The organism is Ruegeria sp. CK3 (assembly GCF_056536565.1).
Genome location: NZ_JBQFPV010000006.1, coordinates 148,218 through 165,853, shown reverse-complemented (window position 1 = coordinate 165,853; position 17,636 = coordinate 148,218). Strand labels below are relative to the sequence as shown.

Below are 17,636 nucleotides of genomic sequence, written 5' to 3'. Positions count from 1 at the left end.
TGGAGGCCCGCTTTGAGCGACAAACAAAACCTGCCCGTACCCCGCCTGTCCGTGTGGATGACACATGCCGGATTGCTGGCCGAGCAGGTTTTGCGCGCGTTTTGGCCGTTTTTCTCGGTTTTGATGGCCGTTTTGGCCGCGTTGATGCTGGGTCTGCATGATCTTGTGCGGGTCGAGATGGTGTGGGGCGCAGCTGTCGTCGTAGCCATTGCGCTGTTGGTCAGCGCGATCTGGGGGATTCGGCAATTCCACCTGCCATCACGAGCCGAAGCGCTGGCCCGATTGGATGAGACCCTGCCCGGGCGTCCGATTCAGGCATTGATGGATGATCAGGCGATTGGTGCGGGGGATGCGGATTCGGTTGCCCTCTGGCAGGCGCACAAGGCGCGGATGGCGGACCGCGCTGCGCAAGCGCGCGTTGCCAAACCCGACCTCCGACTGGCGTCGCGCGATCCTTATGCCCTGCGCTACGCGGCTTTGCTGGCGCTGGTGGTCGCGGCCCTGTTCGGTTCGTTCTGGCGGATTGGCTCGGTGGCCGAGATGGCCCCCGGCACGGCGGTAGCAGGGCAAGGGCCGACATGGGAAGGCTGGGTCGAACCCCCACGCTACACCGGACTGCCGACGCTCTATCTGGCCGATCAGACCGGCCCCACGCTGTCGATCCCGCAAGGCAGTCGCGTCACCCTGCGTTTCTATGGCGAGGTCGGCGCGCATAGCCTGACCGAAACAAGCTCTCCCCTCGGTGCCGAGGCAGCGACCGAAACTGAGCAGGATTTCACCGTCGCCCGTTCAGGCCAGATGCGCATTGATGGCCCCGCAGGACGGGATTGGATGGTGGACGTCATTCCCGACACCCCGCCGAGCATTGCGGTTGCTGATAAGGCCGAAGCCGAGGCAGGCGGGCAGATGAAGCTGCCCTATACGGCTTCGGATGACTATGGGATTGTCTCTGGCTCGGCGGTTATCGAGTTGGACATGGCCTCGGTAGATCGTCGCTATGGTCTGACGGCTGACCCGGAACCGCGCGAGGTGATCGAGGTCGAATTGCCAATGCCGATCACCGGCGACCGTGCAGATTTCACCGAGGATCTGATCGAGGATTTCTCGCAGCACCCATGGGCGCATCTGCCGGTTCGTATCACGTTGATGGCGCGCGACGCTTCGGATCAGGAAAGCACCTCCGACCCGTATTTGACCGATCTGCCCGCGCGCCGGTTCTTTGATCCTTTGGCCGCTGCGGTGATCGAACAGCGCCGCGATCTACTCTGGTCGCGGACCAATGCGCCGCGTGTGGCTCAGGTGCTGCGGGCGATCTCGCACCGGCCCGAGGAACTGTTTCGCTCCGATACCGCCTATTTGCGCTTGCGGGTCACCCTGCGGCGGTTGGAAACCTTCAACGACTACGGTTTGAAGGATAAACAACAGGCCGAGATCGCGCAGGCCCTTTGGGAGCTCGCGGTTTTGATCGAAGACGGCACTCTGGCAGATGCGCTCGAGCGGATGCGCCGGGCGCAGGAGCGCCTCACTGAGGCGATGCAAAACGGGGCCAGCGATGAGGAAATCGCCGAGCTGATGCAGGAACTGCGAGAGGCCACGCAGGATTACCTCAACCAATTGCAGCGTCTTGCGCAGGAAAATGGCGACAGTGATGAGCGCCAGTCCGGTCAGAACGGCGAAAGCATGCAGATGACGCAGGACGATCTGCAGGCCATGATGGACCGCATTCAGGAACTGATGGAACAGGGCCGAATGGCCGAGGCGCAGCAGGCGCTGGAAGAGTTCCAGCAGATGATGGAAAACATGCGCGTCACCCAAGGCCAAGGGCAGGGTGGTCAATCTGAGGGGCAACAGGCCATGGAAGGCTTGGCCGAGACCCTGCGCGAACAGCAAGGCCTGAGCGATCAGGCGTTCCGCGATTTGCAGGAACAGTTCAACCCCGGCGCTCAGGCCGGAGAAAACCAGGGCAATGAAGGCCGCAATGGCGGTCAGGGCCGTGGTGAAAGCCACGAGGGTCAAGGCGGTCAGGGTCAAGGTTCGGATCAGGCGGGCGAAGGCCAACCGGGTGAGGGGTCTCTGGCAGATCGGCAGCAGGCCCTGCGGCAGGAACTGAACCGACAGCAACAGGGTTTGCCCGGTGCAGGCACCCCCGAAGGCGACGCGGCGCGCGATGCGTTGGGCCGCGCAGAAGGTGCCATGGAAGAGGCGGAGGAGGCGCTGCGCGGCAATGATCTGGCCGAAGCGATCGACCGTCAGTCCGAAGCGATGGAGGCCCTACGCGAAGGCATGCGGTCCTTGGGTGAGGCCATGGCGCAGAACCAGCAGAACCAATCCGGACAAGGCACCGAGGAAGGTGAGGCGCAAGCCAACAGCCGCGACCCGCTGGGCCGCAATCCCGGTGCGGCCGGGTCGATCTCCACCGATGACAACCTGTTGCAGGGTGAAGACGTTTACCGCCGCGCGCGTGAGTTGCTGGACGAAATCCGCCGTCGGACCGGAGAAACCGACCGGCCCGAGATCGAGCTGGAATACCTCAAGCGTCTGTTGGAACGGTTCTGAGCCGCTATATCGTTTCGGCTTAAACCTGAGACACAAATACCCTGCCACGCTTTCAGCGTTATCGGGACATTCGTGTCACTTGATGACTAAGGTAAAACCCCAAACGCTCTATTCCTGCGGCGCGCCTGCGCCGGCCTGCGTCTCCAGCCAGATACGGGCCTGATCAATCAGAGAGACGTAGGAGTCCAGCACCGGATCGGCTTGCGGCACAGCCTCACTGATCTGTTGCGCATTACCGTAGATTAGATACAGGATCACGCCGATGACCAGCATCACGGCAAAGCCGCGCACGAAGCCACGGGATTGTTTGGCCGGGGGCGTGTCGTCGCCCTCATCGCTCATCATGCCTGAATTGATGGTCTCAACGTCAGGGAGTTCATCCTTTTGGCCCGCATCCTCGGCGGTCTCGGTCGCGGTCGGGCGTTTGATCTGAAACTCGGGTTCGACAGAGTCCTCCAGCGCCAGATCTGGTTGCGTCTCAAGGCTGCTGCCTTCCTGAGAGCGCAGCTCGGCCTCACGCGCGGCCTCTTCCTTCAGAATGCTCGCGACGGCCGGGTCGACATTGCCGGTTTTGCCGGTTTCGGACGGAGTCTCATCAACGACCTCGACGTTTGTGTCGGGTTCAGGTGTTGGCTCTGGCTTAGCGTCGGGCTCGGCGGTGGCTTCAGGCGCGTCGGTAGTGGGTGCTGCGTCTTCGGGGTGCTTGGGCTGAAACCACGTCTGGTCACAGGCGGAGCACTGCACATCGCGCCCCTCTTCGGGGATAACCTCGTCCGGCACTTCGTATTGAGCGCCGCAATTCGGACATGTAAGTCTCATACTGCCTCCCCGGCCTGACGTTCGGCCCGATAGTAGTTTTTTCAGGGATGATATTCCGTTAAGACCCAACAGCAAAGGGCGTTTTCGGTTTCATGGGGCAAGTGTCGCCAATTGGACCCGGTGCAGGCATTGAAACCGCAGGCAAGCTCGGGCAAGAAGATCGGCAAAAGAACTGGGGACACCTGTGATCGAGCTGGAAAATGTCAGCTATACCTATGGCGACGGCGCATTGCTGAGCGATGTCTCAGTCAAATTGCAGCCCGGCTCGTTCCATTTCCTGACCGGACCTTCCGGCGCGGGCAAAACAACGTTGCTGAAGCTGTGCTATGGCGCGTTGTTGCCGACCTCGGGACGGTTGAGCGTGTTTGACGAAGATATCGCGCGTTTGGATCGGGATCAGATGGCCCTGCTGCGGCGCCGGGTCGGTGTTGTGCATCAGGATTGCCAGTTTCTGGACCACATGACGCTGGCTGAAAATGTGGCCCTGCCTCTGATGGTGTCGGGACGGGCCGAGTCGGAAGAGCAGGACAACCTGACCGAGCTTTTGTCCTGGGTTGGGCTAGGGGCCAGGCTTGACGCCCATCCGCCTGAACTGTCAGGTGGCGAACGTCAGCGTGCGGCTTTGGCCCGAGCCGTAATTCTGTCGCCAGACGTTGTGTTGGCGGATGAGCCCACCGGCAACGTCGATTGGGAGATGTCGCAACGGCTGCTGCGGTTGCTGATCGAGCTGAACCGCATGGGCAAGACCGTCCTGATTGCCACCCACGACCTGAGTTTGATCCGCGCGGCCAAAAGCCAAGTTCAGGCCCGCGTGTTGCGTATCTCGCAGCGCAAACTGAATCTGGCCGGAGCGGACCTATGAGCAATGGCGACATTCGCAACCTGCTGCGCCGGGATACACGCGCGGATCGCGTTGTCCCTCCAACCGGGTACACGGCGCATCTGACCCTGTTTGTATCGGGCGCAATGGCGTTTCTGGCAGTGTTTGCACTGGCGCTTTCGCTCGCATCGGGCCGAATTGCAGACCGTTGGGCCTCGGAGCTGGCGGGGGCTGCCACCTTGCGTATCAATGCCCCGGCCGAACAGATGGCGGCACAGACGGAAACCGCGCTGACCGTTCTTGGCCAGACACCCGGCGTTGCCTCAGCCCGCGCGCTGACGGCCCAGGAACAGGCCGCGCTGCTGTCACCATGGTTTGGGCCTGATTTGCCGATTGAGACACTGCCGATCCCGCAACTTATTGAAATCGTTGAAGGTGAGCCGGGTCTCGACACGACTGGTCTCCGTCTGCGATTGGGCGCCGAAGTGCCCGGAGCGGTTCTGGATGACCACACCCGCTGGCGCGAGCCTCTGGTGGATGCGGCGATGTCCCTGCGACGGCTGGGCTGGGTCTCGATCCTGCTGATCGGAGGTGCTACCGCGGCTATGATCACGCTGGCGGCCAACGCCTCGCTTGCTGCGAATGCCAGCATCATTGCAGTGCTGCGGCAAGTGGGCGCGCGGGATCGGTTCATCGCAGGCGCATTTGTCCGCCGCTTTACCTACCGCGCCTTCTTCGGCGCATTTGTCGGGACGATGTTGGGGATGACGGGCGTTTTGCTCTTGCCCGACCCCTCGGACGAGGGCGGATTTCTGACCGGAGTAGGGTTTCAGGGGCTTGGCTGGGTTTTGCCTTTGCTGATCCCCGTTCTGGGCGCTGTGGTTGCCTTCTTCGCCACCTGGACCGCCGCCCGCCGCAAGTTGAAGGAGCTTTCCTGATGTCACAGGGCTTTCAATGGATCCGTTCCCTGATCTTCATGATTGTGATTTACGTTTGGATGTTGATCCTTGGAATCGCCTATCTGCCATACGCGATCTTCACGAAACAGGGCGCATTGCGCGCATGCAAAACTTACGCGCGCAGCACGATGTGGTTGGCAGGATGGATGGTCGGCATAAGGTGCGAGGTGCGTGGCACGGTACCAACCGGCGAGGTTGTCATCGGGGCCAAGCACCAGTCTTTCCTTGATATCATCATGATCTTCGACGCCATCCCGCATGGTAAATTCATCATGAAGCGAGAGCTTCTCTGGACCCCGGTCATCGGAATGTATGCGCGTCGTTTGGGCTGCATCCCGGTCAATCGCGGCAAGAAGGGTGCGGCAGTGGCCAAGATGGTCAAAGACGTCGCCAAGGAATTCGCCGAACCCGGCCAACTGGTGATTTACCCTCAGGGCACCCGCGTCGCGCCCGGTGTGTCCAAGCCCTATAAGGTCGGTACGGCGATCCTCTACAGTGGGCTGGGCTTTCCGTGTGTGCCGGTTGCGACCAATGCCGGCGTATTCTGGCCGCGCACTGGTATCTTGCGCAAACCGGGGCTGGCGATTGTCGATTTCCTCGACCCGATTGAACCGGGCGTCGAACGGGACGCGTTTCTAAGCCGTTTGGAAGATGTGATCGAGACACGCTCGGACGCTTTGATGAAGGAAGTGGGGTTTGATCCGGATGGAGTTCATTGAAGACATCCCGAGCCTGGAGGCGCTCTATGGCACGCCCGCAGCGCCGTCATTGCGCAAGGTCGCGCACAACCTGACACCGCTCTACCGGCAATGGATCATGGCATCGCGCCTATGTGTCCTCAGCACCGTTGGCCCCGAAGGCGTCGATGGTAGCCCGCGTGGTGACGATGGGCCCGTTGTTTTGGAGCTTGATCCCAACACGCTGGCAATGCCGGATTGGCGGGGGAACAATCGTCTGGATTCGTTGCGCAACATCGTTCGCGACCCGAGGGTTTCGGTGATGTTCATCGTGCCCGGCTCCAACACTGTGGTCCGCCTGAACGGGACTGCACGCGTATCCGCGGACGAAGGGTTGAAGGCCAGGTTCGAAAAACAAGGCAAGCAACCGGCTACCGTGATCGTTATTTCGATTGCCGAGATCTACACCCAATGCGCCCGGGCCTTGATGCGGGCTGGTACATGGACCAGCGGCGATCAAAGCGAAGGATTGCCCACGGTTGGCGAGATCCTTGCAGAAGCCTCATCCGGTGAGGAAGGCGGCGCGCAATACGACTCCCAATGGGGCGCGCGCGCCGCAAAGACGATGTGGTAGGCACGGCTCCTAGATAGCCTCTGCGCCAATTCTGGCGACCTTTGATATCCAGCGATCGACGCTTCCCGGCTTTGGCTCACTGGCCCCTGCGAAATATGTAAACCGCGTTGGCTTGAAGCCGACGAAGCCGAGTATCTGATCGCGGACTTGCCGGATCAGTGCTTGACGGTAGATCAGGCGCATGAACCAGCCAGGTGTGTCCGAGGTCAGGATGACGCGCGCTGTGCGACCGGTCAGCATCGGTGCTGGAAAGCCCAGCTTGGTGGTGTTTCGCGTATCAAATGTTCGTCCTGGGATGAACATGCGATCGATCAGGCCTTTCAGCTTTGCGGGCAGACCACCCCACCACATCGGCGCGGTCATAACGAGATGGTCGCTCCATTCGAAATCCTGCAACAGCTTCTCAAGCTCGGGTTCGAGGGGTTTGAACTCGTGATAGTTGCCCTGTCCAAAATCGAGATCGAACTGAAGGTCGCTCAGATGGATCAGGCGGACGTCATGACCGTTCTGGCGCGCAGCGTCGCCGTAGGTTTTCGCAAAAGTACGGGACAGGCTGCTTTCGGCAGGGTGTCCGTCGAGAATCAGGATTTTCTTGGCATGCATGGGATGTCTCCTAAAAATGACCGTGGTCAGTTTATAGGAGATAAAAATGACCGCGGTCAATATAAAATTTGACCACGGTCAAAAAACATGCAATCTGACCTCATGCAAAAGACAGTTCAGAAACGCACGTTGAAAACCCGCGCCCGCCTGATGGCGGTATCGGAAGAGTTGATTCAGAAAAGCGGGTATGAGGGCCTTCGGGTGGAAGAGGTGGTGCAAACGGCCGGTGTCGCTAAGGGCACCTTCTTTGCGCATTTCCGCGACAAGGACGCGTTAATGGAGATCCTAATCGCGGACAGATTGAATGCGTGTCTGGATCAGGCCGAGGCAGAGCCACAACCCAAAACCGTCAAACAGCTTGTCGCTGCCTTGGAACCCGTCCACAGCTTCATGATGTCCGAACGGTATGTATTTGATCTGCTGATCCGGTATTCCGGCGCAACTGCCATCGCGGATGTTGGGCCGATCGCTTATTGCTTTGAGCGGTATTTCCGGGTGGTGATGATGTGGCTTGAAGCGGCTGAGACGCGCAAGGATGTGCCGTCCGAACTTTTGGCCGAAGGTGTTCAGGCCTTTGCGATTCAGGCCATGTCACTGAGGTTCTGCGCGTTGCATTCGGCAACAACCTTCACCGACAGGCTTGAAACTTACCTGAATGCCTGGCTGACCCCGACAGGCTGATCGCTGCCGGGGTCAGAGAGCTTTAGCTGTGAATTGGGCCGTCACCACAGGCCAGAGCGGCCTCACGCACGGCTTCCGAATAGGTCGGGTGGGCGTGGCAGGTCAGGGCGAGATCTTCGGCTGAGGCGCCGAACTCCATCGCGACGCAAACCTCGTGGATCAGATCACCCGCAGCGGGGCCGATGATATGGGCACCCAGAATCCGGTCGGTTTCCTTGTCGGCCAGAATCTTGACGAATCCGTCAGAGGCAAAGTTGGCCTTGGCCCGGCCATTGCCCATGAACATGAACTTGCCGACCTTGTAGGCGCGGCCCTGTTCTTTCAGAGTCGCCTCGGTTTCACCCACATTGGCAACTTCGGGCCAGGTGTAGATCACACCGGGGATGACGCCGTAGTTCACGTGGCCGTGCTTGCCGGCCACCTGCTCGGCGGCGGCCATGCCTTCGTCTTCGGCCTTGTGGGCCAGCATCGGGCCTTCGGTGACGTCGCCGATCGCGTAGATGCCCGGCACTTTGGTCTGCCAGTCCGAGCCAACTTTGATCTGACCGCGCGGCGTCATCTCAACGCCCAGCGCATCCAGCCCCAGCCCGTCCGAGTATGGCTTGCGTCCGGTGGCGACCAGAACGGTATCGGCTTCGATCACATGTTCGCTGTCATCCTTGAGTAGCTTGTAGGTGACTTTCGCTTTGGTTTTCGATGCTTCGGTCTTTTGCACCGCCGCACCCATCACAAAGTTCAGGCCCTGTTTCTTGAGGATCCGCTGGAACGTCTTCTGCACCTCCGGGTCCATGCCCGGCGTGATCTCCTTGAGGAATTCGATCACCGTAACCTCGGCGCCCAGACGGCTGTAAACTGAGCCCAGTTCCAGGCCGATCACACCGGCACCGATCACGACCATCTTTTTCGGGATTTTGCCCAGTGACAGCGCGCCGGTTGAGGTCACGACGACTTTCTCGTCAACTTCAACGCCCGGAAGGGCCGACGGCTCGGAGCCTGATGCGATGATGATGTTCTTGGTGTCGTGAACCTCATCACCCACTTTGACCTTGCCGGCAGCCGGGATTGACCCCCAGCCTTTCAGCCAGTCGATCTTGTTCTTCTTGAACAAGAACTCGATGCCCTTGGTGTTCCCCTCGATCACCTCGTCCTTGTAGGCCTGCATCTGTTTCCAGTCGACGGAAGGGGATTTGCCCTTCAGGCCCATCTTGGCAAAGTTATGCTCAGCCTCATGCAGTTGGTGAGAGGCATGTAACAGCGCCTTCGACGGGATGCAGCCCACGTTCAGGCAGGTGCCGCCCAGCGTCTCACGCCCTTCGACAACGGCGGTTTTCAGACCCAGCTGGGCGCAGCGGATGGCACAGACATAGCCGCCGGGACCGGCTCCGATTACGATGACGTCATAGCTGGACATTGAGGGCACTCCTTGGTGTGTCTTGGCCGCTTCTGGGTGCGGCGTACTAAGCTATAGGGCTAGCAGGTAAAGGTAGATCGTCGCAAGAAACCCAGCCATCCACACGATCGTGCGCAGGAAGGGAACCGGGATTGCGAAAGCGTAGACCGGAACGAAAACGACACGCGCGATCAGAAAAATCTGCGCGGCCAGCAGCGATCCGGAGGTGAAAGCGTCCTTGGCGGACAGGATCAGAATGGCAGGTGCAAACAAGGCCATGGCGACGACCGAATTGGTCAGAGCCCGCTCGACCCGGCCCGCAACGCCGGTCAGGTCAGGCATGTCGTCCCGTGCGCCACCCAATGTCATCAACCCGACCTGCGACATGGCTGTCAGCACATTCAACAAAACCACTACGACGATCAGAAGGCCGTACAGGGCAAGAATGGAAAGTTCGGAAGACATGACGAGTATCCTTTTTCAACCAGAGTCCGTTTGTCGGTTAGCATTCTCTGACATCAATAGCAGGCGCGCTTCACGTGTATTTGCGGGGCTGTGTGCAGGGCGGTCCCGCACACAGCAGAGTTTTTAAGGCAAGACCGGGTCCAGAAGTTTCACCTGAATATGGGCGACCCCACCGCGTTCGAGATGCATGGCCAGCTCTTCCGAGTCGAAGAAAGCGCGGGCTTTTTGTATGTCATCCACTTCGAACATGGCGATGGCGTGATCCTTTTGATCGGGGTCACGCCAGACATGCAGGTCGTGGATACCGGCTGCCTGGCGCATCGCGATGTCTTCTCGAAACACCTTCAGCCAGGCATCAAAGTCGGCAACATCGGCTTGCCACAGAACATGCGTTGCCATGATTACAGATCCATCAGTAGGCGGCGCGGGTCTTCCAGCGCCTCTTTCACGCGGACAAGGAAGGTCACCGCGCCTTTGCCGTCAACGATACGGTGGTCATAAGACAGCGCCAGATACATCATCGGACGGATCACAACCTGACCGTTGATCGCCATCGGGCGGTCCTGAATCTTGTGCATGCCCAGAATACCCGATTGCGGGGGGTTCAGGATCGGCGAAGACATCAGCGAGCCATAGACGCCACCGTTCGAGATGGTGAAGGTGCCGCCTTGCATCTCGGCCATGCTCAGCTTGCCGTCACGGGCGCGTTTGCCTTTCTCGGCGATGGCCTTTTCGATCGCTGCAAAAGACATCGAGTCCGCATCGCGGATGACCGGAACCACCAGACCTGTAGGTGTACCGGCGGCGACACCCATATGGACGAAGTTCTTGTAGACGATGTCGGTGCCATCGATCTCAGCATTCACCTCGGGCACTTCTTTCAGCGCGTGGCAGCAGGCCTTGGTGAAGAAGGACATAAAGCCCAGACGCACGCCGTGCTTCTTCTCGAACTGGTCCTTGTACTGGCTGCGCAGGGCCATCACTTCGGTCATGTCCACCTCGTTATAGGTGGTCAGCATGGCAGCGGTGTTCTGGCTGTCTTTCAGACGCTTGGCGATGGTCTGGCGCAGGCGGGTCATCTTGACCCGTTCCTCGCGCGCGGCGTCATCGGCGGCCACAGGCGCACGCGGCGCAGGGGCCGGAGCCGGAGCGGTAGCAGGCGCGGGTGCAGCAGCCGTTGCCACGGCGCGGGCCACGTCTTCTTTCATGATGCGGCCATCACGTCCGGTGCCAGAGACTTGAGCGGCGGACAGACCGGCCTCGGCCATGGCTTTTTCTGCCGACGGAGCATTGGCGACATCTTTGCCGGTTGCTGCGGCAGCAGGAGCTACTGCGGCGGCAGGGGCTGGCGATGGGGCGGCGCCTGCACCGGAGCCCGAGATCACGGCCAGTTTGGCCGAGGCGTCCACAGTTGTGCCTTCGGGCGCTGTGATTTCCGCCAGAACGCCAGCAGCAGGGGCGGGAACCTCGACCGAGACCTTGTCGGTCTCCAGCTCACACAGCATCTCGTCCTGCGCGACCGCGTCACCAACCTGTTTGAACCATGTCGAGACGGTGGCTTCGGTGACCGATTCACCCAGCGTGGGCACCATCACATCAACACTGCCACCCGACGCTGCCGGAGCGGCCGCAGGGGCGGGCGCTGCTGCGGCCGGAGCAGGGGCTGCGCCTTCGCCTGCGGCGATTGTCGCCAGCAGGGCGTCGACGCCGACGGTCTCACCTTCGGCGGCGACGATCTCGCCCATAACGCCAGCGGCGGGGGCGGGGACTTCGACCGTCACCTTGTCGGTTTCAAGCTCACAGAGCATCTCATCCACGGCCACGGCATCGCCGGGTTTTTTGAACCAGGTCGCAACCGTGGCTTCGGTAACAGACTCGCCTAGCGTGGGAACACGAACTTCAATGGTCATCGTTTACTTTCCTTCGAGGCTCAGCGCTTCGTTCACGAGCGCTTCTTGTTGAGCTTTGTGTTGGCTGGCCAGACCCGTCGCAGGCGAGGCCGAGGTTGCGCGGCCGACATAGAGCGGCCGTGTATGTTTGGCGCCGATACGGGTCAGCACCCATTCGATATTTGGCTCGATGAAGGTCCAGGCCCCCTGGTTCTTGGGCTCTTCCTGGCACCAGACGATCTCGGCCCCTTTGAAACGCTCAAGCTCGTTGATCAGCGAGTGCGCCGGGAACGGGTAATACTGCTCGATCCGCATCAGGTAGACGTCGTCGATACCACGAGCGTCGCGCTCCTCCAGAAGGTCGTAATAGACCTTACCGGAGCACAGAACCACGCGCTTGATCTTGTCGTCTGCGGTCAGCTTGGTGTCCGAGTTGCCTTGCTGCGCATCATCCCACAGCACCCGGTGGAAGCTGGAGCCGGTGGTGAAATCCTCGGCCGTGCTGACTGCCAGCTTGTGACGCAGCAACGATTTCGGGGTCACCAGGATCAGCGGTTTACGGAAGGTACGGTGCAGTTGGCGGCGCAGGATGTGGAAGTAGTTCGCCGGTGTCGTGCAGTTCGCCACGATCCAGTTGTCCTGACCGCACATCTGCAGGAACCGCTCCAACCGCGCCGAGCTGTGTTCGGGGCCTTGCCCCTCGAACCCGTGCGGCAGCAGCGTCACCAGACCCGACATGCGCAACCATTTGCTTTCGCCCGAGCTGATGAACTGGTCGAACATGATCTGTGCCCCGTTGGCGAAGTCACCAAACTGGGCCTCCCACAGGACAAGGGCGTTTGGTTCGGCCAGCGAGTAGCCGTACTCAAAACCCAGAACCGCATATTCGGACAGCATCGAGTCAATCACTTCGTAATGCGACTGACCTGCGCGGATGTTGTTCAGCGGATAAAACCGCTCTTCCGTATCCTGATGGACAAAGCCCGAGTGACGTTGACTGAACGTCCCGCGCGTCGCGTCCTGACCGGACAGTCGAACCGGAAAGCCCTCGGTCAGCAACGAGCCAAAGGCCAGCGCTTCACCTGTGGCCCAGTCAAAGCCCTTGCCACTGTCGAACATCTGTTTCTTGTGGTCCAGCAGACGCGCAACGGTTTTGTGTACCGCAATATCCGCAGGGGCGTGGGTCAGCGCGTTGCCGATCTCGGCCAGAGTCGCCGGGGCGATGGCGGTTTCGCCGCGCACATAGTCCTCTTTGTTCTTGTCCAGATGCGACCAGCGCCCATCCAGCCAGTCGGCCTTGTTGGGTTTGTAGTCTTTGCCGGCCTCGAACTCATCATTCAGATGGGCCTGGAAGGCGGCCTTCATATCCTCGATCTCGCCTTCGGGGATCAGGCCGTCTTTGACCAGACGTTCGGTGTAGAGCGACAGAGTGGTCTTATGCGTCTTGATCTTCTTGTACATGATCGGGTTGGTGAACATGGGCTCATCGCCCTCGTTGTGACCAAACCGGCGGTAGCAGAAGATGTCGATGACCACGTCCTTGTGGAACTTCTGGCGGAACTCTGTCGCGACTTTGGCTGCGTGAACAACCGCCTCGGGGTCGTCGCCGTTCACGTGGAATATTGGCGCTTCAACCATCAGCGCGATATCTGTCGGATATGGGCTGGAGCGCGAGAAGTGCGGCGCAGTGGTAAAGCCGATCTGGTTGTTCACGACGATATGCATAGTGCCGCCGGTTTTGTGGCCCTTGAGGCCGGACAGACCAAACCCTTCGGCGACCACACCCTGACCAGCAAAGGCCGCGTCACCGTGCAGCAGGATACCCATAACCTTGGTGCGGTCGGTGTCGTTCAACTGATCCTGCTTGGCGCGGACCTTGCCCAGAACCACCGGGTTCACCGCCTCAAGGTGTGAGGGGTTGGCGGTCAGCGACAGGTGGACGCTGTTGCCGTCAAACTCACGGTCGCTGGAGGCACCGAGATGATATTTCACGTCGCCAGAGCCATCCACATCTTCAGGCTTAAAGCTACCGCCCTGGAACTCATTGAAAATCGCGCGGTAGGGCTTGCCCATCACGTTGGCCAGAATATTCAGGCGGCCTCTGTGCGGCATGCCGATGACAATGTCGCTGACGCCCAGAGCACCACCGCGTTTGATAATCTGCTCCATCGCCGGGATCAGGCTTTCACCACCATCCAGACCGAACCGTTTGGTCCCCATGTATTTGACATGCAGGAATTTCTCGAAACCCTCGGCCTCGACCATCTTGTTCAGGATCGCCTTGCGGCCTTCCTTGGTAAAGGCGATTTCCTTGCCGTAACCTTCGATCCGCTCCTTCAGCCAGGCGGCTTGTTCCGGGTCCGAGATATGCATGTATTGCAACGCGAAGGTGCCGCAGTAGGTCCGCTTCACGATCTCGACGATCTGCCGCATCGACGCCATCTGCAGGCCCAGAACATTGTCGATAAAGATCGGCCGGTCCATGTCGGCCTCGGTAAAGCCATAGGTCTTCGGATCGAGTTCCGGATGTGTGCTGGCCGCGCGCATGCCCAGCGGATCCAGATCGGCGGCCAGATGGCCTCGGATCCGGTAGGCCCGGATCAGCATCAGCGCCCGCAAGCTGTCTAGCACGGCGCGCTTGATCTGGTCATCGCTGACCTCTACGCCCTTGTCTGCAGCCTTTTCCTTAATCTTCTTTCCTGCCGCCTTGGCGTCAATCTCGGCCCACTCACCGGTCAGCGCCCCAGTCAGATCATCCGCAGGCATCGGCGGCCAGTCGGTTCGCGCCCAAGATGGCCCCTCGGCCTCACGCTGAACGTCCGGAGAAGCGTCGCCCATCGCCTTGAAGAACTCGGCCCAGGCGGCATCCACCGCCCCGGGGTTCTTCGTGTATTGGGCATAGAGCTGCTCCAGATATTCGGCATTGTGGCCTTGCATAAAGCTTGAGGCATGGAACGCGGAATTGGGCGTGTGTTCGGTCATTGGGCTACCTCATATGGGTTGGGACCGTATTGGTTGGTGCCTGGTTGAGACGGGCGGGTCAGCCACCACAGAACCAGGAGGGGCGACACAAACAAAACAAGCAGTGTCGGAATGACGATCAGCAGAGTGGCACGTGTGAACAGAATGTCCAGATTGCCGCCATGCTGGAAACTCGAGGCAAGGCCGATACCGAAGATCAGAACCGCAAAGGCCCCGAGGATCAGTAGGATCGGCAACAGAGCGTAAAGCCCACTGCGCCCAGAATCGTGCATCCGCCGCCACGCGACGGCCAGATGTGGGAAGAACACAATCAGGCTGACGATGCTTTGCACCGGTTGACGGGATGTGGCGGTGACGGATTTCACGCCATCTCCCTCGGTCACCGAGACCTGAGTGAAGAATTGCGCATCAATGATGCCGGCAAGGATGCTCCAGATCACGATGAACAGGAAAAAGAACCAGTATTCGGTCCGCGAGGCACGACCTGAGAAGGTGAAGAATTTGGAGAAACAAGTGCGGATGGCGTCGGAGAAGGTCATTGCAGTCAATTCACCCCCTTGCGTCGTCACATGAAAAAGAAACGATCAGAGCACGCTCCCTTCCGCGATTGGCTGAGAAAACGGACCTTTCGCTGCCTATCAAATCGCAAACATAACCAACGCGTTGCACGATTTCATCCTTGGTGGATTCTTTGTTTGCGCGAAAGCGGAACTGGTATTTTTTGCTCCCCGATAGCTCGAGGTCAAAAAAACCTTTTGCCTTGGCAACGTTGTGTATGCCGCAAGCCTCGTCCTGAATAAACTGACCCTCGCTGGACCAGCCAATTCGAACTTCACATTCCATTGCTTTGGCTTGCCCAGCGGTAGAAAATGCGAACACCGCAGTCGCGAACAAAGACCACAGCCAAGCTAAAGATGAGAAGGATGGACGCAACGCGCCCACCCTTTTTTCGGGCGCCGCCCTTAGAGCGTATGCCCGGCAGTTGATCATTTACCCAATCGCTTCCAGCACGGCCTCACCCAGCGTTGCCGGGCTTTCTGCCACAACGATACCGGCCGAGCGCATGGCTTCGATCTTGTCCTCGGCGCCGCCTTTGCCGCCCGCGACAATCGCGCCTGCGTGGCCCATGCGGCGTCCCGGAGGGGCTGTGCGGCCTGCGATGAAACCGGCAACCGGCTTTTTGCGGCCCTTCTTGGCCTCATCCGCCAGGAACTGCGCGGCTTCTTCCTCGGCTGAGCCACCTATCTCACCGATCATGATGATCGAGTGGGTCTCGTCATCGGCCAGGAACCATTCCAGCACGTCAATATGCTCAGTCCCTTTGATCGGGTCGCCGCCGATGCCTACGCAGGTGGACTGGCCCAGACCCACATCGGTGGTCTGTTTGACGGCCTCATAAGTCAGGGTGCCCGAGCGCGACACAACGCCGACCGAGCCGCGCTTGTGGATGTGGCCGGGCATGATGCCGATCTTGCAGGCGTCAGGTGTGATGACGCCGGGGCAGTTCGGGCCGATCAGGCGCGATTTGCTACCTTCCAGTGCGCGCTTCACCTTCATCATGTCCAGAACCGGAATGCCTTCGGTGATCGCCACGATCACTTCCATCTCGGCATCAATCGCTTCGAGGATCGAGTCAGCCGCGAAGGGCGGCGGAACATAAATCACCGAGGCATTGGCTTCGGTTACATGCTTGGCCTCGTGGACCGAGTTGAACACGGGCAGGCCCAGATGCTCCATCCCGCCCTTGCCGGGGGTCACGCCGCCGACCATCTTGGTGCCATAGGCAATGGCCTGTTCAGAGTGGAATGTGCCCTGCGAGCCGGTAAAGCCCTGACAGATCACTTTGGTATTTTCGTCGATGAGGACTGCCATTTGGCGTTCTCCTATTTTAGGCGGGCCAGGGCCTGCCAGAATTCTTCGGAAAAGTGGGGCGAAACCCACTCCACGGAATTGGGCTTAGCCTTTCACGGCTTTCACGATCTTCTCGGCACCGTCTTTCAGGTTGTCTGCCGCGATTACATCCAGGCCAGAGGTGTTGATGATCTCTTTGCCCTTCTCGACATTCGTGCCTTCCAGACGTACGACCAGCGGAACCTGCAGGCCGACCTCTTTCACCGCGGCAACAACGCCCTCTGCGATGACGTCACAGCGCATGATGCCGCCGAAGATGTTGACCAGAATGCCTTTGACGTTCGGGTCCGAGGTGATGATCTTGAACGCCTCTGTTACTTTCTCCTTGGTCGCACCGCCGCCCACGTCGAGGAAGTTGGCAGGCTCGGCACCGTAGAGCTTGATGATGTCCATCGTTGCCATCGCCAGACCAGCACCATTGACCATGCAGCCGATCTCACCGTCCAGCGCGATGTAGTTCAGATCGTACTTGGAGGCTTCGAGTTCCTTGGGGTCTTCCTCGGTCTCGTCGCGCAGCTCGGCGATGTCGGGGTGGCGGTAAACCGCGTTGCCGTCAAAGCCCAGCTTGGCGTCCAGCACCTTGAGTTCGCCGCTGTCCGAGACGATCAGCGGGTTAATCTCCAACATCTCCATGTCCTTCTCAACGAAGGCTTTGTAGAGGATGCCCATCAGGCGCACACATTGTTTGACTTGCGCACCTTCCAGACCCAGCGAGAACGCGATGCGGCGGCCGTGATAGGCCTGATAGCCGGTCACAGGATCCACCGAGAAGGAGAGGATTTTTTCGGGCGTGGACGCGGCCACTTCTTCGATATCCATGCCGCCTTCGGTCGAGCAGACAAAAGAGATGCGGCTGGTTTGGCGATCCACCAGCAGGGCCAGATACAGTTCACGCTCGATGCCGGAACCGGCTTCGATATAGATGCGGTTGACCTGCTTGCCTGCGGGACCGGTCTGGTGGGTGACCAGAGTGCGACCCAGCATCTTCTTTGCTTCCTCGGCCGCTTCTTCCACCGACTTGGTCAGACGTACACCGCCCTTTTCACCTGCATCGGCCTCTTTGAAGCTGCCTTTGCCGCGTCCACCTGCGTGGATCTGCGCCTTTACAACCCACAGGGGGCCGTCCAGTTCACCGGCTGCGGTTTTGGCTTCCTCGGCGCGCAGAACCGCGCGACCGTCGGAGACCGGAGCGCCATAGCTGCGAAGAAGCGCCTTGGCTTGGTATTCGTGAATGTTCATCGAAATTGTCC

At 59.8% G+C, this 17,636-nt stretch carries 17 protein-coding genes; 6 read left to right on the top strand and 11 right to left on the bottom strand.

Going from position 1 to position 17,636, the window contains the following annotated elements; translation table 11 throughout:
- Positions 1-12 precede the first annotated feature (12 nt).
- On the top strand, positions 13-2,556 hold the full coding sequence (locus tag ACR0C3_RS10195; protein ID WP_480758313.1) for a TIGR02302 family protein: 2,544 nt from the start codon (positions 13-15) through the stop codon (positions 2,554-2,556).
- A 108-nt stretch (positions 2,557-2,664) separates the two neighbouring features.
- Here the strand turns inward: ACR0C3_RS10195 and ACR0C3_RS10190 are convergent, their stop codons facing one another.
- Complete coding sequence (locus ACR0C3_RS10190; protein ID WP_480758311.1) at positions 2,665-3,375, bottom strand: zinc-ribbon domain-containing protein; 711 nt, start codon at positions 3,373-3,375, stop codon at positions 2,665-2,667.
- A gap of 184 nt (positions 3,376-3,559) precedes the next feature.
- On the opposite strand from ACR0C3_RS10190, the gene ACR0C3_RS10185 reads away from it, so the two are divergent.
- Genes ACR0C3_RS10185 through ACR0C3_RS10170 form a run of 4 tightly spaced genes read left to right on the top strand, consistent with a single transcriptional unit; the run spans position 3,560 to position 6,465 of the window.
- Positions 3,560-4,237 (top strand): ATP-binding cassette domain-containing protein, encoded by a 678-nt coding sequence (locus tag ACR0C3_RS10185; RefSeq protein ID WP_170379000.1) that lies wholly within the window; start codon positions 3,560-3,562, stop codon positions 4,235-4,237.
- Positions 4,234-5,133 (top strand): cell division protein FtsX, encoded by a 900-nt coding sequence (locus ACR0C3_RS10180; protein ID WP_480758310.1) that lies wholly within the window; start codon positions 4,234-4,236, stop codon positions 5,131-5,133. The genes ACR0C3_RS10185 and ACR0C3_RS10180 overlap by 4 nt, the downstream gene beginning before the upstream one ends.
- Positions 5,133-5,873, top strand: a complete 741-nt coding sequence (locus tag ACR0C3_RS10175) for a lysophospholipid acyltransferase family protein (RefSeq protein ID WP_419740422.1) — start codon at positions 5,133-5,135, stop codon at positions 5,871-5,873. Before ACR0C3_RS10180 ends, ACR0C3_RS10175 begins: the two co-directional genes overlap by 1 nt.
- Positions 5,860-6,465, top strand: coding sequence for a pyridoxamine 5'-phosphate oxidase family protein (locus ACR0C3_RS10170; protein ID WP_170379255.1), 606 nt, complete (start codon positions 5,860-5,862; stop codon positions 6,463-6,465). The genes ACR0C3_RS10175 and ACR0C3_RS10170 overlap by 14 nt, the downstream gene beginning before the upstream one ends.
- A 9-nt stretch (positions 6,466-6,474) precedes the next feature.
- On the opposite strand, the gene ACR0C3_RS10165 is transcribed toward ACR0C3_RS10170, so the two are convergent.
- Positions 6,475-7,068 carry an NAD(P)H-dependent oxidoreductase gene (locus ACR0C3_RS10165; RefSeq protein WP_480527382.1) on the bottom strand — a complete coding sequence of 198 codons (594 nt, stop codon included), beginning with the start codon at positions 7,066-7,068 and terminating at the stop codon, positions 6,475-6,477.
- 102 nt (positions 7,069-7,170) lie between these two features.
- Between ACR0C3_RS10165 and ACR0C3_RS10160 the strand changes: the two genes are divergently transcribed.
- A complete protein-coding gene (locus ACR0C3_RS10160) occupies positions 7,171-7,749 on the top strand; it encodes a TetR/AcrR family transcriptional regulator (RefSeq protein WP_480758308.1) in 579 nt (192 codons plus the stop codon).
- Between the two features lie 22 nt (positions 7,750-7,771).
- Here ACR0C3_RS10160 and lpdA read toward each other — a convergent pair whose 3' ends face one another.
- The 9 genes from lpdA to sucC all read right to left on the bottom strand — a co-directional run bounded on the left by lpdA (position 7,772) and on the right by sucC (position 17,625).
- Positions 7,772-9,160 carry a dihydrolipoyl dehydrogenase gene (gene lpdA / locus ACR0C3_RS10155; protein WP_480758307.1) on the bottom strand — a complete coding sequence of 463 codons (1,389 nt, stop codon included), beginning with the start codon at positions 9,158-9,160 and terminating at the stop codon, positions 7,772-7,774.
- Positions 9,161-9,211: 51 nt separating this feature from the next.
- Positions 9,212-9,604 (bottom strand): MAPEG family protein, encoded by a 393-nt coding sequence (locus tag ACR0C3_RS10150; RefSeq protein WP_480758305.1) that lies wholly within the window; start codon positions 9,602-9,604, stop codon positions 9,212-9,214.
- Positions 9,605-9,727: 123 nt separating this feature from the next.
- Entirely contained in the window at positions 9,728-10,003 is a 276-nt protein-coding gene (locus ACR0C3_RS10145) for a hypothetical protein (RefSeq protein ID WP_170469015.1), read from the bottom strand.
- Between the two features lie 2 nt (positions 10,004-10,005).
- A complete protein-coding gene (gene odhB / locus ACR0C3_RS10140) occupies positions 10,006-11,514 on the bottom strand; it encodes a 2-oxoglutarate dehydrogenase complex dihydrolipoyllysine-residue succinyltransferase (protein WP_480758304.1) in 1,509 nt (502 codons plus the stop codon).
- A 3-nt stretch (positions 11,515-11,517) separates the two neighbouring features.
- Positions 11,518-14,475, bottom strand: coding sequence for a 2-oxoglutarate dehydrogenase E1 component (locus ACR0C3_RS10135; protein ID WP_480758303.1), 2,958 nt, complete (start codon positions 14,473-14,475; stop codon positions 11,518-11,520).
- Entirely contained in the window at positions 14,472-15,014 is a 543-nt protein-coding gene (locus tag ACR0C3_RS10130) for a DUF805 domain-containing protein (protein WP_170553562.1), read from the bottom strand. The genes ACR0C3_RS10135 and ACR0C3_RS10130 overlap by 4 nt, the downstream gene beginning before the upstream one ends.
- Positions 15,015-15,024: 10 nt before the next feature.
- A complete protein-coding gene (locus ACR0C3_RS10125; protein WP_480758302.1) occupies positions 15,025-15,465 on the bottom strand; it encodes a hypothetical protein in 441 nt (146 codons plus the stop codon).
- The gene (gene sucD, locus ACR0C3_RS10120; RefSeq protein ID WP_170480831.1) at positions 15,466-16,347 is read right to left on the bottom strand and encodes a succinate--CoA ligase subunit alpha; all 882 of its coding nucleotides are present in this window, start codon (positions 16,345-16,347) and stop codon (positions 15,466-15,468) included.
- Between the two features lie 84 nt (positions 16,348-16,431).
- Complete coding sequence (gene sucC, locus ACR0C3_RS10115) at positions 16,432-17,625, bottom strand: ADP-forming succinate--CoA ligase subunit beta (protein WP_170378977.1); 1,194 nt, start codon at positions 17,623-17,625, stop codon at positions 16,432-16,434.
- Positions 17,626-17,636 lie beyond the last annotated feature (11 nt).